At 72.7% G+C, this 18,855-nt stretch carries 18 protein-coding genes; 4 read left to right on the forward strand and 14 right to left on the reverse strand.

Annotated elements, in window-relative coordinates:
• Positions 1-91 precede the first annotated feature (91 nt).
• The 3 genes from ACFWWQ_RS11555 to ACFWWQ_RS11565 all read right to left on the reverse strand — a co-directional run bounded on the left by ACFWWQ_RS11555 (position 92) and on the right by ACFWWQ_RS11565 (position 3,156).
• Positions 92-799 carry a glycoside hydrolase family 75 protein gene (locus tag ACFWWQ_RS11555; protein WP_384593912.1) on the reverse strand — a complete coding sequence of 236 codons (708 nt, stop codon included), beginning with the start codon at positions 797-799 and terminating at the stop codon, positions 92-94.
• A gap of 213 nt (positions 800-1,012) precedes the next feature.
• Entirely contained in the window at positions 1,013-1,702 is a 690-nt protein-coding gene (locus ACFWWQ_RS11560; protein ID WP_384593915.1) for a response regulator, read from the reverse strand.
• Positions 1,703-1,959: 257 nt separating this feature from the next.
• Positions 1,960-3,156: a sensor histidine kinase gene (locus ACFWWQ_RS11565; RefSeq protein WP_384593918.1), complete on the reverse strand. Its 1,197-nt coding sequence runs from the start codon at positions 3,154-3,156 to the stop codon at positions 1,960-1,962.
• Positions 3,157-3,426: 270 nt separating this feature from the next.
• On the opposite strand from ACFWWQ_RS11565, the gene ACFWWQ_RS11570 reads away from it, so the two are divergent.
• Both ACFWWQ_RS11570 and ACFWWQ_RS11575 read left to right on the forward strand, forming a co-directional pair.
• A complete protein-coding gene (locus ACFWWQ_RS11570; RefSeq protein ID WP_384593921.1) occupies positions 3,427-4,473 on the forward strand; it encodes an SAM-dependent methyltransferase in 1,047 nt (348 codons plus the stop codon).
• Positions 4,474-4,558: 85 nt separating this feature from the next.
• Positions 4,559-5,701, forward strand: a complete 1,143-nt coding sequence (locus ACFWWQ_RS11575; RefSeq protein WP_143941035.1) for an NADH-quinone oxidoreductase subunit D — start codon at positions 4,559-4,561, stop codon at positions 5,699-5,701.
• Positions 5,702-5,861: 160 nt separating this feature from the next.
• Here ACFWWQ_RS11575 and ACFWWQ_RS11580 read toward each other — a convergent pair whose 3' ends face one another.
• The 4 genes from ACFWWQ_RS11580 to ACFWWQ_RS11595 all read right to left on the reverse strand — a co-directional run bounded on the left by ACFWWQ_RS11580 (position 5,862) and on the right by ACFWWQ_RS11595 (position 10,042).
• Complete coding sequence (locus ACFWWQ_RS11580) at positions 5,862-7,292, reverse strand: hypothetical protein (RefSeq protein ID WP_384593924.1); 1,431 nt, start codon at positions 7,290-7,292, stop codon at positions 5,862-5,864.
• Positions 7,293-7,356: 64 nt separating this feature from the next.
• On the reverse strand, positions 7,357-8,325 hold the full coding sequence (locus tag ACFWWQ_RS11585) for an ABC transporter substrate-binding protein (RefSeq protein WP_384593927.1): 969 nt from the start codon (positions 8,323-8,325) through the stop codon (positions 7,357-7,359).
• 149 nt (positions 8,326-8,474) lie between these two features.
• Positions 8,475-9,224: an ABC transporter permease gene (locus tag ACFWWQ_RS11590; protein ID WP_384593930.1), complete on the reverse strand. Its 750-nt coding sequence runs from the start codon at positions 9,222-9,224 to the stop codon at positions 8,475-8,477.
• Between the two features lie 2 nt (positions 9,225-9,226).
• On the reverse strand, positions 9,227-10,042 hold the full coding sequence (locus tag ACFWWQ_RS11595) for an ABC transporter permease (protein ID WP_384593933.1): 816 nt from the start codon (positions 10,040-10,042) through the stop codon (positions 9,227-9,229).
• Between the two features lie 155 nt (positions 10,043-10,197).
• Here ACFWWQ_RS11595 and ACFWWQ_RS11600 point away from each other — a divergent pair, with 155 nt between their 5' ends.
• A complete protein-coding gene (locus ACFWWQ_RS11600) occupies positions 10,198-11,364 on the forward strand; it encodes an ABC transporter ATP-binding protein (RefSeq protein ID WP_384593936.1) in 1,167 nt (388 codons plus the stop codon).
• 106 nt (positions 11,365-11,470) lie between these two features.
• Here the strand turns inward: ACFWWQ_RS11600 and ACFWWQ_RS11605 are convergent, their stop codons facing one another.
• From ACFWWQ_RS11605 to ACFWWQ_RS11630, 6 genes are all read right to left on the reverse strand, one after another.
• Complete coding sequence (locus tag ACFWWQ_RS11605; protein ID WP_384593939.1) at positions 11,471-11,959, reverse strand: DUF3180 domain-containing protein; 489 nt, start codon at positions 11,957-11,959, stop codon at positions 11,471-11,473.
• 202 nt (positions 11,960-12,161) lie between these two features.
• On the reverse strand, positions 12,162-12,758 hold the full coding sequence (gene folK / locus ACFWWQ_RS11610) for a 2-amino-4-hydroxy-6-hydroxymethyldihydropteridine diphosphokinase (protein WP_384593942.1): 597 nt from the start codon (positions 12,756-12,758) through the stop codon (positions 12,162-12,164).
• Positions 12,755-13,114 (reverse strand): dihydroneopterin aldolase, encoded by a 360-nt coding sequence (gene folB / locus ACFWWQ_RS11615; protein WP_030288515.1) that lies wholly within the window; start codon positions 13,112-13,114, stop codon positions 12,755-12,757. Before folB ends, folK begins: the two co-directional genes overlap by 4 nt.
• Before the next feature lie 375 nt (positions 13,115-13,489).
• A complete protein-coding gene (locus ACFWWQ_RS11620) occupies positions 13,490-13,966 on the reverse strand; it encodes a nuclear transport factor 2 family protein (RefSeq protein ID WP_384594393.1) in 477 nt (158 codons plus the stop codon).
• Between the two features lie 5 nt (positions 13,967-13,971).
• Complete coding sequence (folP, locus tag ACFWWQ_RS11625) at positions 13,972-14,862, reverse strand: dihydropteroate synthase (protein WP_384593946.1); 891 nt, start codon at positions 14,860-14,862, stop codon at positions 13,972-13,974.
• A 98-nt stretch (positions 14,863-14,960) separates the two neighbouring features.
• Complete coding sequence (locus ACFWWQ_RS11630) at positions 14,961-16,808, reverse strand: phosphatidylglycerol lysyltransferase domain-containing protein (RefSeq protein ID WP_384593949.1); 1,848 nt, start codon at positions 16,806-16,808, stop codon at positions 14,961-14,963.
• Positions 16,809-16,947: 139 nt separating this feature from the next.
• Here ACFWWQ_RS11630 and ACFWWQ_RS11635 point away from each other — a divergent pair, with 139 nt between their 5' ends.
• Positions 16,948-18,063, forward strand: coding sequence for an alpha/beta hydrolase (locus tag ACFWWQ_RS11635; RefSeq protein WP_384593952.1), 1,116 nt, complete (start codon positions 16,948-16,950; stop codon positions 18,061-18,063).
• Between the two features lie 135 nt (positions 18,064-18,198).
• Here the strand turns inward: ACFWWQ_RS11635 and folE are convergent, their stop codons facing one another.
• Positions 18,199-18,804: a GTP cyclohydrolase I FolE gene (folE, locus tag ACFWWQ_RS11640; protein ID WP_384593955.1), complete on the reverse strand. Its 606-nt coding sequence runs from the start codon at positions 18,802-18,804 to the stop codon at positions 18,199-18,201.
• Between the last annotated feature and the right edge of the window lie 51 nt (positions 18,805-18,855).

Consider the following 18,855-nt stretch of genomic DNA (forward strand, 5'->3'; position numbering starts at 1 on the left):
GCGCCCCCCCCCCCCCCCCCGCCCCGCCCCCCCCCCCCCCGGGCCCCCCCCCCCCCCGCCCCCCGCCCCCCACCCGCCCCGAACCGCCCCCTCAGTTCTCCTGCAAGAACTTCTTGGCCAGTTCATCCCCCCGGCTGACCGCGTCGCCATGGCTCTCGATGGGCGATGCCTGGGAGTTCTTGAAGAGGATGTAGGTGACGCCCGAGTCGGCGCCGCCGGTCTCCGGGTCGGGGTCTATGCCCAGGCTCTTGGCGGTCGCGTAGGACGCCTCGCCGATGATCTTGTCGGGGCCGGTGTCCCCGACGACGGCGTATTCGACCTGGTTGTTGTAGAGGACGGCGACGACGCCGCCGCCCTTGATCCCGTCCTTGGTGTAGTCCCAGATGCTGCTGGAGCTGGGCACGACGACGAACGGCAGCTCGGCGGCGTTGAGCGGTTTGTCGTCCGACTGGTGGAACCGGGTGTCGTCCTGGAACCAGGGGTCGGTCCGTTCGTTGCACTGGTCGGTGATCTGGCCGTCACAGTCGATGTCCATGTCGGCTTTCCAGAAGACCGCGCCGTTCTTGCCGCAGACGGGGACCGTGGCGGAGGTCTCCTCGTCGGTGCGGTACTTGCCGTGGGAGATCTGGTGGCAGTCCTTGAGTTTGGCCAGCAGGTCGGCGGCGCGGACGCTGCCTTCCTGTACGGGGTGGGCCGTGGCGGCGGTGGGCGCGGTGGCCTGGGCGGAGGCCGGCAGGGCGGCTGCGGTGAGCAGCGTGGCGCCGGCGACGGTGGCGAGAGCAAGGTTTCTTGTCCGCACTGGGGAACCCTTCGATGAGGAAAGTTTCCTTACCGAGCGGGCCCAATCTGCTCTTGTTTACGTGTCCCCGTCAAGGCGTCGCGCCGGGCGCCGTCGCCCGGGCCGCTGAGAATCACCCACTCGGAGCAGGCCACCCGGCACGCCGCCCGGAAGTGAGGGCCCCGCCACGGCCCCGAGGACGAGGGCAACGGCCCGCCCGGCCCGGCGGACAACTCACCCCACCGGCCCCCCGCCGCCCGCCCGCACCAGCCCCGACTCGTACGCGAGGACCACGGCCTGGACGCGGTCGCGGAGGCTCAGCTTGGTCAGGATGCGGCCGACATGGGTCTTGACGGTGGCCTCGGAGAGCACCAGCCGCGCCGCGATCTCACCGTTCGACAGGCCCTGGGCGACCAGCAGCAGGACCTCCCGCTCGCGCTCCGTCAGGCGGCCCAGTTCGGGGCGGGCCGACTCGGTGTTGGTGGCGGGCAGCATCGGCGTGAACCGGTCCAGCAGCCGACGGGTGGTCGACGGCGCGACGACCGCGTCGCCGCTGTGCACGGCGCGGATCGCGGTGAGCAGTTCGCCCGGCGGCACGTCCTTGAGCATGAAGCCGCTGGCCCCGGCCTTGAGCGCGGAGAACGCGTACTCGTCGAGGTCGAAGGTGGTCAGGATCAGCACCTTCGGCGCGTTCTCGGCGCGGCCGTCGCCGCAGATCCGCCGCGTCGCCTCGACGCCGTCCAGATGCGGCATCCGGACGTCCATGAGGATCACGTCGACCTTCGTGGCGCGCAGCACCTCCAGCGCCTCCACGCCGTTCCCCGCCTCGGCGACGACCTCCATGTCGGGCTGCGCCGCCAGCACCATCCGGAATCCGGTACGCAGCAGCGCCTGATCGTCGACGAGCATCACACGGATGGTCATGGCAGGGGGTTCCCTTCGGATGCGGAACGGCAGCGCACGGGGCGCGGGAGACGGGTCGGGACGGACGAGACGAATGGAACCACGCCACGGGCGGCGGCAGCCCCGACGGCCCCCACCCACGGACGCACAGAACCCACAGAATGTAGGGAACACGGGGAACACGGCGAACACGGCGAACACGGGGAACACGGGGAACACGGCGAACGCACTGGGAGAACCCACCGACGGACCTCACCGCCGGAATCCGCCCGCGGTCCTCACCGTTCGGGCCGCAGCGGCAGCACCGCGTCGATGCGGAACCCGCCGCCGTCGCACGGGCCCGCCTCCAGGCTGCCGCCGACCATGCCGACCCGTTCGCGCATCCCGATGAGGCCGTGGCCGAGGCCGTCGGCGCCGCCCTCCTCGTACAGTTCGCGCTGCGCGCCGCGGCCGTCGTCCTCGATGAGGAGTTCCAGTTCGGCGTCCCCGTAGGTGAGGCGGACCGTGGCGCCCACGTCCGGTCCGCCGTGCTTGCGGGTGTTGGTGAGGGCTTCCTGCACGATGCGGTACGCGGTGAGCGCGACGCCGCTGGGCAGCGGCCGCGGCGTGCCGTCGACCCGGAAGTCGACCGGCAGTCCCGCGCCGCGCACCTGGTCGATGAGGTCGGTGAGCTGCTCCACGCCGGGCTGCGGGACGTACTCGCCGCTCTCGGGCTGTTCGCCGGTGCGCAGCACGCCGAGCAGCCGCCGCATCTCGGCCAGGGCCTGCCGTCCGGTGCCGGAGATGGTCTCCAGCGCCTGCCGGGTCTGGTCGGGCGCGCTGTCGAGGACGTAGGCGGCGCCGTCGGCCTGGACGACCATGACGGAGACGTTGTGGGCGACGACGTCGTGGAGTTCGCGGGCGATGCGGGCGCGTTCGGCGGCGACGGCGATGCGGGCCTGTGCCTCGCGTTCCTTCTCCAGCCGGTCCGCCTTCTCCTGGAGCTGCGCCCAGTACGCGCGCCGGGTGCGGACGGAGTCACCGAGCACCCAGGCGAGGACGAAGGGGACGGTGAGCAGCACGGCGACGAACGCCGTCGCCCAGGGGGACCGCTGGGGAGTGGGTTCGCCGAAGCGCATCAGGAAGAGGCTGGGCGCGAGGCAGGCGCCGGTCAGCGCGAACCGGGACGCCCAGCGGGTGGTGCCGGAGGCGACGGTGTAGACGATGACGAGCATCGCGAAATCGCCCGGGTTGAAACTCACATGGAAGATCAGCTGGAAGAGACCGATGAGGACGGTCAGCAGCAGCATCCACTCGGGCCATTTGCGGCGCAGCGCGATGACGGCGCAGAGACCGAGGGTGACGGGGATCGCGACGATCGTCGCCGTTCCCTCCAGCGACAAGACCCACAGACCGTTGAACGCCAGGAGGAGGACCGCCCAGAAGGTGTCCACCCCCGTGGGGTGCCGGCGGAAGAAGTCGTAGAGACGCTGCACGTCACCCAGCGTAGGCAGGACGTGCGGGCGGAGGGGTCAACCCGAGGAGCGATCCTGTCGGACGGCCCTACTCCGGAAGGTGGAGACGGCACGTGGACGGGGAGGAGGGCGAACCGGCCCCGGGCCGCGCGGACCCCGGCGCACGCGCCGCCCCGACACCCGACACCGCGTCCCCTCGGCCTCACGCCCGGCCCCCGCCCTGTCCACACCGTCCCCCCGTGCCGCCCCGGCCCCGTCCGCGCATCGTGCGGCGCCCCGTACCGTGGCCCCGTGACGAGCGAGTGGTGCGGCTGGCGGGACGCGGCGGAGGCGGCCCTGTACGGGCCCGACGGTTTCTACACCCGGCCCGGCGGCCCCGGCCCCGCGGGTCATTTCCGTACGTCGGTGCATGCCTCGCCGCTGTTCGCCGGGGCGGTCGCGCGGCTGCTGCGGGACGTGGACGCCGCACTCGGGCACCCGGACGAGCTGGCGCTCATCGACGTGGGCGCCGGGCACGGCGAGCTGCTGACCGGCGTGCTCACCGCGCCGGACGCGGACCCCGGTCTGCTGGCGCGGCTCCGCCCGTACGCCGTGGAGCGGGCCGCCCGCCCGGCCGGTCTGGACGCGCGGATCCGCTGGTCGGCGCGGTTGCCGGAGCCGGGTTCGGCCGTCGGGCTGCTCTTCGCGAACGAGTGGCTGGACAACGTCCCCGTCGATGTCGTGGCGGCGGACGGGGACGGTGTGGTGCGCCGGGTGCTGGTCCGGGCGGACGGTACGGAGCGGCCGGGCGAGCCGGTCGACGGTCCGGACGCCGACTGGCTCGCCCGGTGGTGGCCGACGCTCGCCCCCGAGGCGCTGCGTCCGCCGGACGTGCCGCCGCCCGCCCCCGGGACGCGCGGCGAGATCGGGCGGTCCCGGGACGCGGCGTGGGCGCGGGCGGTCCGTTCGCTGCGCGCCGGGCTGGCGGTCGCCGCCGACTACGCGCACACGCGGGCGGACCGCCCGCCGTTCGGTACGCTCACCGGCTTCCGGGCGGGCCGCGAGGTCCCGCCGGTCCCGGACGGCACGGCCGATGTGACCGCCCATGTGGCGCTCGACGCGTGCGCCGGGCCGACGGGCCGCCTGCTGTCCCAGCGGGCCGCCCTGCGCTCCCTGGGCGTGACGGGCCGCCGCCCGCCGCTCGCCCTCGCGTCCACCGATCCCGCCGGGTACGTACGGGCCCTGTCGGCCGCGGGTGCCGCCGCGGAGCTGACCGACCCGGCGGGTCTCGGCGGCTTCGGCTGGCTGGTCGAGCCGGTCGGCCCGGACTGCGCGGAACTGCTGCGTCCGGAGGCGTGAGCGGTACGGGAAGGGGCGCGCCCCAGGGCCCGGCCCGCGCGGAGGGGGTTTCCGGCCGCCCCCTGGCGTGCGCGAGACTGTTCCCATGACGGAGACGACGGTCGGCATCGGCGGCGCGGCGGAGAGCACCGACATGGTGTTGAACATCGGCCCGCAACACCCCTCCACGCACGGCGTGCTGCGGCTGCGTCTGGTGCTGGACGGCGAGCGGATCCGGCACGCGGAGCCGGTGATCGGCTATATGCACCGGGGCGCGGAGAAGCTGTTCGAGGCGCGCGACTACCGCCAGATCATCATGCTCGCCAACCGCCACGACTGGCTGTCCGCGTTCTCCAACGAACTGGGCGTGGTCCTCGGCGTCGAGCGGATGCTCGGCATGGAGGTCCCCGAGCGGGCCGTGTGGACGCGAACGCTGCTGGCGGAGCTGAACCGCGTCCTCAACCACCTGATGTTCCTCGGCTCGTACCCGCTGGAGCTGGGCGGCATCACGCCGGTCTTCTACGCATTCCGGGAGCGGGAAGAGTTGCAGACGGTCATGGAGGAGGTCTCCGGCGGCCGGATGCACTACATGTTCAACCGCGTCGGCGGCCTCAAGGAGGACCTGCCCGCGGGCTGGCTGGGCCGCGCCCGGCACACCGTCGCGCAGGTCCGTTCGCGGATGGGCGTCTTCGACGATCTGGTGCTGGGCAACGAGATCTTCCGCGGCCGCACCCGCGGCATCGGCGTCCTGTCGCAGGAGGCGGTGCACGCGTACGGGGTGTCCGGGCCGATCGCGCGGGCGTCCGGCGTCGACTTCGACCTGCGGCGCGACGAGCCGTACCTCGCCTACGGGGAGCTGCGGGACACGCTGCGGGTCGTCACGCGGGAGGAGGGCGACTGCCTGGCCCGCTTCGAATGCCTGCTGGACCAGAGCCACAACTCCCTCGACCTCGCCGACGCCTGCCTGGACCGCCTCGCGGAGCTGCCTCCCGGCCCGATCAACCAGCGGCTGCCGAAGGTGCTGAAGGCCCCCGAGGGCGCGACGTACGCGTGGACGGAGAACCCGCTCGGCATCAACGGCTACTACCTCGTCTCCAAGGGCGAGAAGACCCCGTACCGCCTGAAGCTGCGCTCCGCGTCGTACAACAACATCCAGGCCCTGACGGAACTCCTCCCGGGCACGCTGGTCGCGGACATGGTGGCGATCCTGGGCTCGCTGTTCTTCGTGGTCGGGGATATCGACAAGTAGGCCGGACCGATGAGTAGTTCGGCGAGCGGATCGCGCGTACGGCATCGGCCCCTCCCCGGGGATTCGGGGAGGGGCCGATGTGTTGCCTACGGGCCCGTGTTACGGGCTCGGGCTCGGGCTCGGGCTCGGGCTCGGGCTCGGGCTCGGGCTCGGGCTCGGGCTACGAGATGGCGGTGCGGAGACCGGCCAGGTCGAGCTGTTCCGTGTCGTCGTGGGCGGTGAGGTCGATGACCTCGCCTACGCCGTCCTTCTCGGGACCGTCCTGGCCGTCCTGACCTTCCTGACCTGTCTGACCGTCCTGACCTGCGGCGTCCGTCTCGGCTGCGCCTTCGGGAGCCGTGCCGTCGGGAGCCGTGCCTTCCGGGGCAGTGGCTTCCGGGGCAGTGGCTTCCAGGGCCGCGCCGTCGGTGGCCGTGCCCTCGGGGTCCGCGCCCTGAGCGTCGTCGGGGGCGGAGGCCGGAGCCGGGACCTCTGCCACGGAAGCGGCGGCTCCCGCATCGGCCCCGGCCTCGGTGGCGGCGGCCTGCGGAGCGGCCTCGGCCGCCCCCGCCTGCGCCCCGTTCTCCGGCTCCGCCGGCCGCAGCCGGGCGGTGGCGCGGACGGTCTGCTCGGCTATGGCCTCGTCGCCCACGACGTCGGCCAGGTCCTCCTCCATGGGCGCGGGCAGCGCCGGAGGCGTCGCGTTGCCGAAGAAGTCGAAGCCGCCGATCTCGCGGGAGGCCGGGGGGCGGGCTGCGGCGGGCGGGGCGACGGCCGCGGCGGCCGCCGGGACGGGCCGCAGCGACGGCCCGGCGGGCGGGGTCGCCTCGGGTCCGGCGGCCGGGGCCGCGTGCCTGCCGCGCGGGCGGTCGCCGCGGGTGTTCTCCGGACGGGCGCCACTCGGGCGGTCGCCGCCGGTGTTCTCCGTACGGGCACCGCGCTGCCGGGCGGCGTTCCGGGCCAGCTGCCGGAGCGCCTGGTCGGCCTGCGCGAACGTGGCCGGGGCGGGGCGCCGCTGCGCGGCCGGGCCGCCGGATCCGGGGCGCGTCGCCGCGTCCTGACGGGGCGTCCCGCCGGTGGCGGCCGGGGCGGCGTCCTCCTCGGTGCGCTCCGGTGCCGGGGCTCCGGCGGGCGCGGGCAGCGCCGCGGCGGGTGCCGTCGCCTCTATGGCGAGCTGACGGCGGTGCTCCAGGACTCCGGCCCGCTCGGTCTCGGAGGTGGCGTAGCGGCGCAGCAGATCTGCGTGTTCGGTGCGCAGCCGGGCCAGCTCGGCGCGCTTGGCGCGGAGCTTGGTGTCCAGGGCGGCGCGGATCTCGCGGGACTCCTCGGCGTCCGACTCGAGTTCGGCGATCCGCTCCTCGGTGCGCCACTCGTCGCGGACGCGCGCGCGGCCCAGCTCGGCGACGCGCTTGCCGGCCTTGCGGTCCCAGGCGCGCAGCAGCACCGCGCCGGTGACCGCGGCACCCGCGGCCCCGGCGGCGAGCACCCGCTGCACCAGGTCGTCGCCGACGAACCATGTTCCGGCGGCGCAGACGATCGACGCTCCGGCGACCGAGGAGGGAGGAAGCAGCCGGTGGAGGGGTGGTGAATGGCGGTGGCGTCCTCGTGGCATGGCCAGAAACTTACCGTGCGCCCGGGGCCGATGGGGCCCCGCCCACCAATCCGTTTCCCGGTGGTTACTTCTTCAGCAGGCCCTTGGCCTCCAGGTAAGTCTGCGCGACCTCCTCGGGCTTGAGCCGCTCGGCGTCGACCTTACGGTTCAAGTTGATCAGATCTTTGGTGGTGAGGACCTGTGTGAGCTTGTCGAGCGCCGCCTCGATTCCCTTGTCACCTGCGCTTTTGGCATTCACGACGGGCAGCACATTGTCGGCGTTCTGCAGCTTCTTGTCGTCGGCGAGGAGGACCAGCCCGAAGTTGTCGAGGGTGGCGTCCGTCGTCGTGGTCAGAACCACCTGATCGGTACCTTCCTTGACGGCCTGTTTGGACGACGGGGAGCCCACGCCCTTCGGATCGATGCCGGCGACGGATATGTCGTACGTCTTCTCCAGCCCCGGCTTGCAGAACGGCCTGGTCTCGCACTCCTCACCGGCGGCGAGCGTGACCTTCTGCCCGGACGCGCCGAGGTCGGAGAGGGTCTTCAGCTTGTGCTTCGCGGCGAATTCGGTGGTGACCGCGAAACCGTTCTGATCTGCGGCGGCGCCCGCCGGGAGCACCTTGAGACCGCGCGGGGCGGCGAGCTTCTTCAGCGCCGTGACGGTCTCGCCGATGTCGCCGGAGGCGACGGGCTTCGCCTTCGCTCCGTTCGTCTTCGCGTTGAGGAATTCGGCGAGCGTGGAGGCATATTCGGGGACGACGTCGATCTGGCCCTTCTCCAGGGCCGGTTCATACAGTTCGCGATTGTCGAGCGTCTGGATGCGGGCGTCGTATCCGGCGGCCCCCAGAAGCTTGGAATACATCTGCGCGAGCACCTTCGACTCGGTGAAAGCGGCCGAGCCGACGACGATTTCGCCCTTGCCGCCGCCCTTTCCGTGCGCCGCTCCCTTGCCCTCCAGGCTCTGGCCACCGCAGGCGGCCAGAGCCGCCGCCAGCGCGACCACCGTGCCCGCGGCGAGCGCGGTCCGCGCCCCACGCGATGTGCTGCTCATGGACCCATCCTTCACTTTGTCTGGTTCGGATCTGCCGGTTCGGATCCGCGGGTTCGGATCCGCGGGTTCGGATCCGCGGGTTCGGATCCGCGGGTTCGGATCCGCGGGTTCGGATCTGCGGGTTCGGATCCGCCCTGCGGGTGGGCGCGTCAGGCCGCGCCGCCGACCGCCACCGCGTGGTCATCCCGCTCGCCGCGCCGGGCTCGTGACCCGCGGCCGGACCGGGGGGCCCGGCGGCGCCCGCGCATCGGGTCGCAGAGCCGGTCGACGGCGACCATGACGCCCTCGACGGCCAGCGCCAGCGCGGCCACCAGGACGGCCCCGGCGACGACCTGCGCGGTGTCGTAGTTGCCGAAGCCCGCGGTGATGATGCGGCCGAGCCCGCCGCCGCCCGCCATCGCCGCCAGCGTGGCCGTCGCGACGATCTGGACGGCCGCGGACCGCAGCCCGGTCATCAGCAGCGGGTAGGCGAGGGGAAGTTCGACGCGCAGCAGGAGCTGCGGGCCGGACATGCCCATGCCGCGGGCCGCCTCGACGACGTCCCGGTCGGCCTCGCGTATGCCGAGGTAGGCGTTGGTCAGCAGCGGCGGTATCGCGAACAGCACCAGCGCGATGACCGTGGGCCACTCCCCCTGACTGCCGAGCGGACCGAGCGTCAGCAGCACCAGCACCGCGAACGTCGGCACCGCCCGCCCGACGTTGGAGAGGTTGACCGCCAGCGCCCCGCCCTTGCCGATATGGCCCAGCCAGAGCGCCACCGGCAGCGCCACCAGACAGGAGAGCAGCAGGCAGACCGCGCTGATCTGCACATGCTCGGCCAGCCGGTGCCAGACGCCCTTCTCGCCCGCCCAGTTGGCGGCCGTCGTCAGCCATTGCCAGGCACCCGTGAGCGCGTCCATCGTCAGGCCACCGCCTTCGTCGCCCGGGCACGCCGACCGCCCGGCCCGGCCCCGGCCCGCGGCCGGGTCCACGGCGTCAGCAGCCGTTGCACCGTCATCAGCAGCAGGTCCGCCGCGACGGCCAGCAGGACGCAGAGCACCGAGGCGGTCAGCACCTCGGCCTTGAAGAAGCCCTCCAGGCCGCTGGCGATGAGGTTCCCCAGGCCGCCGAAGCCGACGACGGAGCCGATCGTCGTCATCGCGACCGTCGAGACCGTGGCGATCCGTATCCCGGCGACCAGCGCCGGGAGCGCCAGCGGAAGTTCGACCCCGAACAGCATCCGGACCGGGCCGTACCCCATCCCGCGGGCCGCCTCGCGGACCTCGGCGGGCACCGCGTCGAGCCCGGCGAGGATGTTGCGGACCAGGATCGTCAGGGAGTACAGCACCAGGCCCGTGACGACGACCGCGACGGAGACCCCGAAGACCGGGGTCAGCAGCGCGAACATCGCCAGCGACGGAATGGTGTAGAGGACCGTCGTCAGCCCCAGCACCGCGCCCGCGACCGCGCGGCGCCGCCGGGCGAGCAGCGCCAGCGGAAAGGCGATCAGCAGCCCGAGGACCACGGAGGCCACGGTGATGCCGATGTGCTGCACGGTGGCGTCCAGCAACTCATGGCTGCGGGTGCGTAGGTAGGCGTCGCAGATCCAGTCGTTGGCCACCAGGCAGTCGGGGCCGCCCGGCCCCGCGGCCTGCGCTACCCAGGAACCTCCCGGATCCGCCGGCACCTGCCCGGACGGCCAGGCGGCCGCCGTCACGTCGCTCCACGGCACGCTCATCCGCCGTCACCTCCCCCGCCCTGTCGCTCACATTTTCGGTAACTGTCTGCGACCCTATCCCCCACCACTGACATCCGGCCCGGCCCGCCATGTGTCCGCCACACCGCGTTCACGCGCTTCTGCCCACAATGGGGCCGTCCACAACGAGGGAAAGCATGATCCGCTTCGAGCACGTCACCAAGCGCTACCAGGACGGGACGACCGCCGTCGACGACCTCTCCTTCGAGGTCACGGAGGGCGAACTCGTCACCCTCGTCGGCCCGTCGGGCTGCGGCAAGACCACCACGATGAAGATGGTCAACCGGCTCATCGACCCGACCGAGGGCACCATCCGCGTCGACGGCGAGGACATCGCGGACACCGACCCCGTGGAGCTGCGCCGCCGCATCGGCTACGTCATCCAGCAGACCGGGCTCTTCCCGCACAAGACCGTCCTGGACAACACCGCGACCGTTCCCCACTTGTTGGGCACCCCGCGGAAGAAGGCGCGGGAGCGGGCGGCGGAACTCCTCGACCTCGTCGGCCTCGACCCCACCGTCTACGGACACCGCTACCCCGACCAGCTCTCCGGCGGACAACGCCAACGCGTCGGCGTCGCCCGCGCCCTCGCCGCCGACCCACCCGTCCTCCTCATGGACGAACCCTTCGGCGCCGTCGACCCCGTCATCCGCGAACACCTCCAGAACGAGTTCCGCCACCTCCAGCGCACCCTCCACAAAACCGTCCTCTTCGTCACCCACGACATCGAGGAAGCGATCCGCCTCGGCGACCGCATCGCCGTCTACGGGCACGGCCGGATCGAACAGTTCGACACCCCCGCAGCCGTCCTCGGCGCCCCCGCAACCCCGTACGTCGCCGAGTTCGTCGGCGCGGACCGCGGCATCAAGCGGCTCTCGGTCACGCCCGTCGAGTCCGGTGATCTGGAGGAGCGGCCGATCGTCCGTCTCGACGACCCGGCCGGCCGCGCCGCCGCCGCGCTGGCCGCCGACGGCGCCTCCTGGGCGGTCGTCCTGGACGGCGACGCGGCACCGTACGGCTGGGTGCCCGCCGCCGCGCTCACCGGCGACGGCCCGGACGGTGCCACCGTCGGCGACCACGCCCGCCCCATGGACGCCACGCTGCCGGTGGGCGCGCCGCTGCGGGAGGCGTTCGGGGCGCTGCTGGGCCACGACGCCGGGTGGATAGCCGTCCTCGACGAGGGGCGCTACGCGGGCGTCCTCACACCCGGCGGGCTGCACGCCGCGCTGCGCCGCGCGACCACCGCCGACACGGCCGGGACCACCCGCGAGACGGTCACCCTGGACACCGTTCCCCGCGCCTGATCACCCGCGCCCGGTCCTACGGAAGGCCCGCGCATCGAACGGCGCGGGCCCGGGGCGGAACGGGAGGGACGACACGGGGACGCCGCGGGGCGACCGGCCCCGGCACTCACACCGACGTGGGCCCCGGCCCGTCCATGTCCTCGTCCTCCGGCAGCTTGCAGACACGTTCCAGGAAGAGAGCCGCGGCGATCACGGCGGCGCCCGCCAGGACCGACAGTCCGGCGTAGATCGTCTGGTCGCGGCGGGGGCCGGAGTCGAGGCCGGTGGTCAGCAGGAAGACGCCGACGCCACCGTAGAGTCCGGCGACCAGCGCCGCGACGAGGGCGCTGGCCTGCCCGAAGACCAGTACGCGGGCGGCGAGCAGCGGCTCCACGCCCTTGGCGCCGGGGCGCCGCTCACGTTGGGCGCGCAGCCGCGCGCGGAACGAGAAGGCGGCCGAGCCCAGCAGTGCGGCGATCAGCGCCAGCACGATCGGCGCGGCCACCGGGACGCTCGGCAGGCTCCCGAAGCTGTCCCACAGCCGGGCACCGGCCCACGCCAGCACCCCGGCCACCACGAACAGCCCGACCAGCACCTTGATACGTAGCTGCTTCACCGGGCATTCGCTCCTCGCGCCGTCATGGCCGTCCCGTTCGATCCGTCCCGCCGCACCGCGACGCTCACGTCCTACGCAACCACGCCGACGGCGGACCCGCCGCACGGCCTCCCGCCGCCCACCGGCGGGCAGGAACGGCCGGACCGTCACCGTCCGCGCGGTCCGCGCGGACCCGCAAGCCTAACTGCCCAGGCCGTAACGATTACTCGGGCAGCCGCAGTTCCAGGTCGGCACGGAGCGCGACGCCCTCGCTGCCGACCCCGGCCAGCAGCTCGGCGACCGGGCCGCGCCCGGGGACCTCCGCGGACGGATCGACGTCGTGCCACGGCACCAGCACGAAGGCCCGCTCATGGGCGCGCGGATGCGGCAGGGTCAGCCGCGGGTCGTCGGAGACGACGTCCTGGTAGGCGAGGATGTCGACGTCGATGGTGCGCGGGCCCCACCGCTCGTCCCGCACCCGCTCGAAGGCTTCCTCGATGGCGTGGCCGCGCTCCAGCAGGGACGCCGGGGGCAGCGTCGTCTTGATCAGCACGACGGCGTTGAAGTACGCGGGCTGCGCGTCCGGGTCGACGCCCCACGGCTCGGTCTCGTACACCGGCGAGACGGCCTTGACCCGCAGGCCGGGGGTGTCCTCCAGCGCGTCGATCGCGCCCTGGAGGGTCTCCAGGCGGTTGCCGAGATTGCTGCCGAGGGAGATGACGGCGCGTTTGGGGTTGGAGAGCGTCACATCGGCCGCGTCCACCTGCTCGACGACGGAGGCGGGCACCGGCTGGACGGTCGGGTCGCTGCTGGTCTTCATACTCGGCTCCGGGTGATGGTAATGGTCACGTCGTCGAAGGGGACGGTGATCGGGGCGTCCGGCTTGTGCACCACGACCTCCACCTCCTGCACCCCCTCGTGCTTCAGGCACTGGGTGGCGATCCGCTCCGCGAGGGTCTCGATGAGGTCGACCGGATCGCCCTCGACGATCGCCACCACCTCCTCGGCCACCACGCCGTAATGGACGGTCTTGGCGAGGTCGTCGGTCGCCGCCGCCGGGCGGGTGTCCAGGCCCAGCACCAGGTCGACGAGGAAGGTCTGACCCTCCTCGCGTTCGCGGGGGAACACCCCGTGGTGCCCACGGGCCTTCAGCCCACGCAGCGCGACACGATCCACGCGAATCACTCCCACCGGTCTGGCACCTGCGGCGCCCCTGCTCGTCGGATTTCGGACCCGCGCCGAACGCCTCCGGCACATCGCCCGTTGTCGAATCTACCTGCGAGCACCGACAACGCTTGCCCATGGGGGCTATGGACAAGGCCCGTCGCTGCTGCTAGGCACCGGCCCTGCGAACCGGGCCCGGGGCGGCCGTACGACCGCCCGCGCGGCCTCTTACCCCTGACCGCACACCCCACCCCTACCCGCACCGCACTTGGCTCGAACGGGTGCCCGCCGTCTGCCCCGCTGACCCCGGCCGCTGACGCCGTCCCCCGAACGCCGTACGCCCCGGACCGCACCGGCCGCCGGGCGTGGCGACCGGAAAAGCGCACGTCAGACGCCGCCCGCGACCTCACCGGGACCGGCCGGGCCGTCGTCGTCCCCGTCGTCCTCGCCGTCCGTCAGCACCGGCGAACCGTGGTGCGACCACACCCGCCAGCCCTCCTCCGTACGCCGGAAGACATTGGTCGCCACGACCAGCTGGCCGATCAGCGGCCCCACCGAACCGTCGTCCTCGGCCGGACCACCGCTGAGGATGTTCTCGGTGCAGGTGACCAGCGCAGTGTCTCCCATCACATCGACCTCGACGTCGGTGAGGAAGAACTGGATGTACTCGGTGTTCGCCATGATCAGCGCGTACGAGCGGAGCACCTCGCCGCGGCCGCGCAACACCGGCCACCCCGGGTGCACCACGCTGACCTGTCCGTCCAGCCAGAGCGCGGACAGCGCCTCGTGGTCTCCGCGCTCCACGGCCTCGTACAGCTCCGTGTTCGCCTGCTCGACCAGCTCGATGTCGGTCCGTGGGCCCAAGCCGCTCACGCCGCTCCCGTCGCGTCGTCCTGTGTGTCATCCGCCGCGGTCTCCAGCGCGCGGGCGACCCGTACCGCGTCCGCGCTCGCCCGTACCTCGTGCACCCGCACGGCCCAGGCGCCCTCCCGCGCCACCAGCGCCGATACCGCCGCCGTCGCCGCGTCCCGCTCCCGCGCGGGCGGCGCCGCCGCGCCCTCGCCGCCCGCCAGCACCCTGCCCAGGAACCGTTTCCGTGAAGCGGCCACCAGCAGCGGACGGCCCAGCGCCCGCAGCCGGGGCAGGTGCGCGACCAGCGCCAGGTCGTGCGCCGCCTCCTTGGCGAAGCCCAGGCCCGGGTCGATGACGAGGCGCTCCGGGGCAATGCCGCCGGCCACCGCCCGCTCCACGCCGCGGGCCAGCTCGTCGACGACCTCGCCGACGACGTCCGCGTAGACCGCGCGGTTGTTCATGTCGATGGACTGGCCGCGCCAGTGCATCACCACGAACGGCGTCCCCGCCGCCGCCACCGCGGGGATCATCGCCGGGTCCGCGGCGCCCGCGCTGACGTCGTTGACCAGCCGCGCACCGGCCGCCACCGCCTGCTCCGCGACGCTGGCGCGCATGGTGTCGACGGAGACCACCACGCCCGCCGCGGCCAGCTCCCGGACGACCGGTATGACGCGGCGCAGCTCCTCGGCCTCGTCGACCCGCGCGGCGCCCGGCCGGGTCGACTCGCCGCCGACGTCGATCAGATCGGCCCCCTGCGCCACCAGGTCCAGGCCGTGTTTGACGGCCAGCTCGGGGTCGAACCACGCGCCACCGTCGGAGAACGAGTCGGGCGTGACGTTGACCACGCCCATCACCGCGCAGCGGTCCCACTCCGGCAGTCCGGCCACCCGGTCACGCAAGGTATTCATGCCCCCAGCGTAGGCGGTGTTCCGGCCACCCGAACGGGGGCCGCCAACGGCCGGAACGATGCCGTCCGGACCGCGCTCGATCCCGGACCGCGCCGTACTCAGGCGGCCCGCTCGACCGCGCCCGGAACGGACCGCGGCGTCGGCACATGCGCACAGGGCAGGGGCTCGGCGGGCGTCCGGCGGCGCAGCGCGCGCGGCAGCCGCAGCTCCAGATAGCCCTCGGCCTGGAGCGCGGCCAGCCCGATGCGCGGGAGGTCGCGGCTGTTCCGGAAGACCACGAACCGGGGCTCCCAACGCGGCTGGAACTTGTCGTTGAACTTGTACAGCGACTCGATCTGGTACCACCGCGACAGGAAGATCAACATCCCGCGCCAGACCCGGATGACCGGCCCGGCGCCCAGCTTCTCGCCGCGCTCCAGGGACGAGCGGAAGACCGCGAAGTTCAGCGACACCCGCGCGATCTTCAGCTCCGGCGCGGCCTGGAGCGCGGCGACGATCAGCAGCTCGTTCATCCCCGGGTCGGCCGAGCGGTCGCGGCGCATCAGCTCCAGCGAGATGCCGTCCCGGCCCCACGGCACGTAGTGCTGCATCGCCTTGAGGTCACCGAACGGGCCGGGCTCCGCGCCCTCCTCCGGCGCCTGGTGGGCGGTGGCGATGACCGCGTCGCCGTCGGCGTCCGCGTCGATCCGGCCCAGCGCCATGGAGAAGCCGCGCTCGGTGTCGGTGTCCCGCCAGGCGTCGGCCGCCCGCTGGATGCGCGCCAGCTCCTCCGGCTCCAGGTCCCGCACCCGCCGCACCCGGGTCTCGTAGCCGTTGCGCTCGATGCGCTTGACCATCTGTCGGACGTTGCGCATCGACCGGCCGCTGAGCGTGAAGCCGGCGACGTCGACGATCGCCTCGTCGCCCAGCTCCAGGGCGTCCATGCCGGTCTCGCGGGTCCACACCTGGCCGCCGGTCTCGCTGCAGCCGGTCACCGCGGGCGTCCAGGAGTGCGCCCGCGCCACCTCCATGAACCGCTCGATGGCGCCGGGCCACGCCTCGACGTCGCCGATCGGGTCGCCGCTGGCGAGCATCACCCCGGAGATCACCCGGTAGCAGACGGCCGCCTTGCCGGTCGGCGAGAAGACGGCGCCCTTGTCACGGCGGAGCGCGAAATAGCCGAGCGAGTCCCGGCCGCCGTGCCGCTCCAGCAGCTCCCGCAGCCGCCGCTCGTCGTCCTCGGTGAGCCGCGCCGCCGGATGCTCGGGCCGGAACGCCAGGTAGGCGGTGGTGGCGGCGGTCAGCAGGCCGAGCGCGCCGAGCGAGTAGCCGACGGTGTAGTCGACGCGGTGGGTGTACGCGATGGGGCCCTCGAAGCCGCACAGTCCCCACAGGACGTGCTGGGCGCGCTCCCACACGGTCGGCGAGCCGACGATGCGGTTCGGGTGCGAGCTGACGATCACCATGCCGATGCCGAAGCTCGCGCCGCCCAGCACCACCGCGTTGGCCAGCGCCTTCCAGCGGCTGCGCGGATCGGGCAGCGCCGCGAACTCCTTGCGGTGCCACACCAGGAACCCCAGCAGGAGCAGCGAGAGGACCGCGCCGAACGCCGAGTGGCGGTACACCAGCTGGGCGGCGGTGCCGACCGGCAGCAGCGCCACCGCCGCCGTCCACGCCCGGCGCTTGCGCCGTTTGAGGCCGTGCGCCAGGAGGAGCAGCAGGATGCCGACGACGAGGGAGGCGGCGGCCGCGAGCGGGCTGACCGCGCCCGGCAGCACCTCGGCCAGGGCGTGCATCCGGCTGTGGCGGAAGCGTGGGAAGACGCCGGAGGCGATGTCGAGCAGACCGACCAGGACACCGGCGCTGCCGATGAGCGGCGGTACCGATGCGGGCCGCGGCCCGCGGAGCCAGCGTGGCCCACGCCACGCAACCGTCTCCGACTTTTCGCCATCTAGCCTGTCAGACATCACTTTCCCGTCGCCCCGGTCGAGAGAACGTGCGAACCTGGTCGCAGCTTCCGGACTTTTGCGCCCTGTATGACGGCGTTTCAGGGCTCGGGGTTCCATCAGCGGACCGGCGGACCGGCCGCCCGGGAGAAAGCACTTCATGGGTCTCACCAGCAAAAAGCTGCTGATACTGGCCGTCGTCCTCGCCGTGGCGTTCTTCGTGCTCACGGTCTGGCTCTGGCCTCGGCTGTCGGGACGCAGCTGGCGCCCGGTCCTCGGCCGAGTCGGCGTCCTGCTCCTCACACAGGTATCGCTGTTCGCGGCCGTCGGGCTCGCCGCCAACAACTCGTTCGGCTTCTACGCGTCCTGGGCCGACCTCTTGGGCCAGGAGCAGGCGCCCGGCGTTGTGACGAACTACACGTCCGGGCCGGACGGCACCCGGCTGCAGAAGCTCGGCGCCGAGCGGTTCAACGTCGACGGCAGCTCCCGGCCGAAGGTCGCCGGGCGGATCGAGAAGGTGCTGCTGCACGGCGAGAAGTCCGGCATCAGCAGCCCCGCCTTCGTCTATCTGCCGCCCCAGTACTTCCAGCGCGCCCACGCCCACAAGGTCTTCCCGGCCGCGCTGGTCCTCACCGGCTACCCCGGCACCGCCGAGGCGCTCTACAAGAAGCTGCACTTCCCGCAGACCCAGCACGCGCTGCACGGCAAGGGCAAGATGCAGCCGATGGTCCTGGTGATGATGCGGCCGACCGTCGCGCCGCCCCGCGACACCGAGTGCGTGGACGTGCCCGGGGGCCCGCAGACCGAGACATTCTTCACCCAGGACCTGCGCCACGACATCGCCAGCCACTTCCGCGTCGGCAAGGACGCGAAGAGCTGGGGCGTCATCGGCGACTCCACCGGCGGCTACTGCGCGCTGAAGATGACGATGCGCCACCCCGAGTCGTACTCCACCGCCGTCGCCCTCTCCGGCAGCTACAAGGCGCCGCTGGACGCCACCACCGGCGCCCTCTTCGGTGGCGACCCGCAGCTGGAGCGGGAGAACAATCTGCTCTGGCGCCAGCGCCACCTCCCGGCGCCGCCGGTGAACCTGCTGGTCACCAGCAGCAAGCAGGGCGAGGGCAACTTCCACGAAACGCTGAAGTTCATCCAGCAGACGAAGTCGCCGTCCAAGGTCTCGTCGATCATCCTCGACAGCGGCGGCCACAACTTCAACACCTGGCGCCGCGAGATCCCCGCCGCCATGGAGTGGCTGGGCGGCCGTCTGAAGGTGTGACCGGGCACGCGGGAGCGGGTTCATGACGGAGGGGCGGGCGCCCGGTGTGCAGCGCCCGCCCCTCCGTCCTGTCCGTACCGCCTATCGGGTCCGTCCTGTCCGTACCGCCTATCGGGTCCGTCCTGTCCGTACCGCCTATCGGGCGATTATCAGGCTCATCGCCTCGGCGCGGGTCGCCGGGTCGCGGAGCTGACCGCGGACCGCGGAGGTGGTGGTCTTCGCACCGGGCTTGCGGACCCCGCGCATCGTCATGCACATGTGCTCGCACTCGATGACAACGATGACGCCGCGCGGCTCCAGGATCTCCATGAGCGAGTCGGCGATCTGCGTCGTCAGCCGCTCCTGGACCTGCGGACGGCGGGCGAAGACGTCCACCAGCCGGGCCAGCTTCGACAGCCCGGTGATCTTCCCGTCGGCGGACGGTATGTACCCGACGTGCGCCACCCCGACGAACGGCACCAGGTGGTGCTCGCAGGTCGAGGTCACCTCGATGTCCTTGACCAGCACCATCTCGTCGTGGCCGATGTCGAACGTCGTGGTCAGGACGTCCTCGGGCTTCTGCCGCAGCCCGGCGAAGATCTCCTTGTACGCCCGCGCCACCCGCGCCGGGGTCTCCAGCAGGCCCTCACGATCCGGGTCCTCGCCGACCGCGATCAGCAGCTCCCGCACGGCGTTCTCGGCACGCTTCTCGTCGAACTCGCCGATCGTGGCGTCGCCGTCCAGCGTCACAGGGTCGGTCATGTGGTGCCTCGTTCCTTCTGCGCCCGCTCCGGATGCGGAAATGCCGCGCCT

Source organism: Streptomyces sp. NPDC059080 (assembly GCF_042739975.1).
Lineage (GTDB): Bacteria > Actinomycetota > Actinomycetes > Streptomycetales > Streptomycetaceae > Streptomyces > Streptomyces benahoarensis.

Excerpts from the sequence above, each read along its gene's own strand:
- ACFWWQ_RS11585 (WP_384593927.1), bottom strand. The coding sequence starts at position 8,325 with ATGAGCAGCACATCGCGTGGGGCGCGGACCGCGCTCGCCGCGGGCACG.
- folK (WP_384593942.1), bottom strand. The coding sequence starts at position 12,758 with ATGAAGACCAGCAGCGACCCGACCGTCCAGCCGGTGCCCGCCTCCGTC.
- ACFWWQ_RS11635 (WP_384593952.1), top strand. The coding sequence starts at position 16,948 with ATGGGTCTCACCAGCAAAAAGCTGCTGATACTGGCCGTCGTCCTCGCC.
- folE (WP_384593955.1), bottom strand. The coding sequence starts at position 18,804 with ATGACCGACCCTGTGACGCTGGACGGCGACGCCACGATCGGCGAGTTC.
- ACFWWQ_RS11595 (WP_384593933.1), bottom strand. The coding sequence starts at position 10,042 with ATGAGCGTGCCGTGGAGCGACGTGACGGCGGCCGCCTGGCCGTCCGGG.
- ACFWWQ_RS11560 (WP_384593915.1), bottom strand. The coding sequence starts at position 1,702 with ATGACCATCCGTGTGATGCTCGTCGACGATCAGGCGCTGCTGCGTACC.
- ACFWWQ_RS11630 (WP_384593949.1), bottom strand. The coding sequence starts at position 16,808 with ATGTCTGACAGGCTAGATGGCGAAAAGTCGGAGACGGTTGCGTGGCGT.
- folP (WP_384593946.1), bottom strand. The coding sequence starts at position 14,862 with ATGAATACCTTGCGTGACCGGGTGGCCGGACTGCCGGAGTGGGACCGC.
- ACFWWQ_RS11600 (WP_384593936.1), top strand. The coding sequence starts at position 10,198 with ATGATCCGCTTCGAGCACGTCACCAAGCGCTACCAGGACGGGACGACC.
- ACFWWQ_RS11590 (WP_384593930.1), bottom strand. The coding sequence starts at position 9,224 with ATGGACGCGCTCACGGGTGCCTGGCAATGGCTGACGACGGCCGCCAAC.
- ACFWWQ_RS11580 (WP_384593924.1), bottom strand. The coding sequence starts at position 7,292 with ATGCCACGAGGACGCCACCGCCATTCACCACCCCTCCACCGGCTGCTT.
- ACFWWQ_RS11575 (WP_143941035.1), top strand. The coding sequence starts at position 4,559 with ATGACGGAGACGACGGTCGGCATCGGCGGCGCGGCGGAGAGCACCGAC.